The sequence below is a fragment of the bacterium endosymbiont of Bathymodiolus sp. 5 South genome (genome assembly GCF_900128535.1).
Lineage (GTDB): Bacteria > Pseudomonadota > Gammaproteobacteria > PS1 > Pseudothioglobaceae > Thiodubiliella.
Genome location: NZ_FQTR01000228.1, coordinates 1 through 2,146, shown reverse-complemented (window position 1 = coordinate 2,146; position 2,146 = coordinate 1). Strand labels below are relative to the sequence as shown.

The window sequence follows — 2,146 nt, the reverse complement described above, 5'->3', positions numbered from 1 at the left end:
AATAAAGCAGACTTCAGCACCCACACTTATCAACAAGACTTTCATGTTGCACCCAATCCTAGAAAAATCATTCAATTAGACGCATCAGGCAAACAAGGTCGCTATGTTAGAATCCAGTTGCTTGACAGTGACTATTTGTCTTTAGCAGAAGTTCAGGTTATGGGTGTTGATCCTTTGCGTTTTCCTGAGGTGGATTATTCTAGTGCTCAGAATGATTTTGGTGGAGTTAATAATGCGCCAAATTATGCTAATATGACGGCTTTTGCCGCCTTTAAAGACGATCGCTCAATCCCAATCATGACATGGGGTAGCATAACTTCTGGAGGCAAAAAAGCACCCACTAGCATTGATCTTGGCTATACCAAGCTTTATTCAAATAAAGCTGCCTTTGCCATCCTTAAAGCCAACGGCTCAATTGAGACGTGGGGTCACTCATATTTTGGAGGCAAAGACGCACCTGCTGGTAGGGGTTATACCAAGATTTATTCAACGGATAGAGCCTTTGCCGCCCTTAAAGCTAATGGCTCAATCAAGGTGTGGGGTAATCCAAATTCTGGAGGTGTAAATGCACCTGATGGTAGGCGTTATACCAAGATTTATTCTAATAGAAGAGCTTTTGCCGCCCTTACACGCAATGGCTCAATCAAGGTGTGGGGTAATCCACATTTTGGAGGCAAAAAATCCCCCGCTGGTAGGGGTTATACCAAGATTTATTCAACGGATAGCGCCTTTGCCGCCCTTAAAGCTAATGGCTCAATCAAGGTGTGGGGTAATCCAAATTCTGGAGGTGTAAATGCACCTGATGGTAAGGGCTATACCAAGATCTATTCAACTTCTAGTGCCTTTGCCGCCCTTAAGTCCGATGGCTCAATCAAGGCGTGGGGTAACAAATATACTGGAGGCAAGGGCGCACCTGCTGACAAAGGTTATATCAAGATTTATTCAAATGACTTTGGCTTTGCCGCCCTTAAAGCCGATGGCTCAATCAAGGCGTGGACTGACTCAGGTTCTGGACGCAAAAGAGCACCCGCTGGCAAAGACTATACCGGGATTTATTCAAATCCATATGCCTTTGCTGCTCTTAAAGCTGATGGCTCAATTAAGGCGTGGGGAAACCCAAAATTTGGAGGCAGAAAAGCACCCACTGACAAAGGCTATATCAAAATTTATTCAACCGATAAAGCCTTTGCCGCCCTTAAAGACGATGGCTCGATTACATCGTGGGGTAACTTAGACGACTTAGACGACTTAAATCATAAACACAAAAATGTACCCACTGACAAAGGTTATACCAAGATTTATTCAAATGCATCTGTCTTTAGTGCTGTTAAGCCCGATGGCTCAATCAGGACATGGGGTAACCCAGATTTTGGAGGCGCATATGCCTCTGATCATAATCTAGCGCTTGGAAAACCTGCCACACAATCCAGTATATATCCACACCACATCATCGCTGTTGCTGGCTATGCAGTGGATGGCAACACTGATGGCGAATTCTTAAATAGTAGCACAACCCATACCAACGATGAACAAGGCGCTTGGTGGCAGGTTGATCTAGGTAGTCGAAAAAAGATCAGTAAAATCATTATCTACAACCGCACTGATTGTTGTGTAGACAGACTAAGCAATTACCAAGTTACTATTTCTAATAAAGCAAACTTCAGTACCCACACCTATCAACAAGATTTTCATGTCGCACCTAATCCCAAAAAAATCATTCAAATAAATGGATCAGGCAAACGAGGTCGCTATGTTAGAATCCAATTACTTGATAAGAACTATTTGTCTTTAGCAGAAGTCCAAGTTATAGGTCATGATTCTTATAAATAAAAGAAAACGCAGTAAAAGTGTTTCAGTTGCTACTTGCTTAGGTTGTGATGCGCTGGTGTTTAATTATTCAACGGGTGAATCTGTAAATGGTGTAGCGTACACTAACGGTATTTACCTTTAACAATAAGTTATGTCGTTCTAATTTGGATATTGTCAATATATAGTCTAGGTAAGACTATGAGACCTTTGAATAAATAGTCAACCCTTAAAAACCACACAACAAATTGATTTATAACAATAAAACCAACAATAACCATAGACAAATCAACCAACTTTTGCTAAAATACCTCTTATTTCTTGGTCGTTTTGCTTAAAA

General features: G+C 41.3%; 1 protein-coding gene. It reads left to right on the top strand.

Annotated elements, in window-relative coordinates:
- The coding region (locus tag BBROOKSOX_RS10300; RefSeq protein WP_180323996.1) for a galactose-binding domain-containing protein at nt 1-1,830 on the top strand (1,830 nt) is incomplete at its 5' end.
- Between the last annotated feature and the right edge of the window lie 316 nt (nt 1,831-2,146).